Origin of the sequence: Shimia biformata (assembly GCF_016888515.1) — a bacterium.
GTDB classification, from domain to species: domain Bacteria; phylum Pseudomonadota; class Alphaproteobacteria; order Rhodobacterales; family Rhodobacteraceae; genus Shimia_A; species Shimia_A biformata.
Window position 1 is genome coordinate 1 of the sequence record NZ_JAFEJK010000010.1, and the last position, 561, is coordinate 561.

Below are 561 nucleotides of genomic sequence, written 5' to 3' on the forward strand. Positions count from 1 at the left end.
AGCCCGACCGAAATCTATGACACACCCGCAAACACATTTGTCGCCAGCTTCATCGGCAACCCGGCGATGAATTTGATTGATGGCGAGGTGAAGGGCGGGGTGTTCACCACGAAAAATACGACGATTGAGGGACTCGACGTGCCCGATGGTGCGATCACGCTTGGGTTCCGCGCCGAGGATGCGACGCTTTCGGAGGACGGGCAGGGGCAGATCACTGCGCCGATCTATACACTGGAGCTGCTGGGGGACGCGACGATGATTTCCGTGCGCATCGCTGGTGCGCTTGTCAGCGTCAAGACGGACAAACAGTTCCGCGCCGAGATCGGCGACATGGTCTCGATCTCGGTTCCGGCCAGGATCTGTCACCTGTTCGAGGCAACCGAAGACGGCCTTCGGATTGGCGGATGACGCTTGAATTTTCCGAGCCTCCCCGTGCGTCCGACGGGACCGGCCGGTTGCAGGCTGGTTCCGCAGGGGGCTTTGACATGTGGCGTCGCAGCTTGGTGTTGACGTGTTCGGTGGCGGTGGCTGGGAAGCTTATGACCGTGGCGAGAAGGTTGC

The 561-nt window shown here is 60.8% G+C and carries 1 protein-coding gene; it reads left to right on the plus strand.

Annotated features, from left to right (window positions below; genetic code table 11):
• Positions 1-408 (plus strand): TOBE domain-containing protein (locus tag JQ863_RS19315; RefSeq protein WP_204115989.1); only part of this gene is annotated, 408 nt, incomplete at its 5' end.
• Positions 409-561 lie beyond the last annotated feature (153 nt).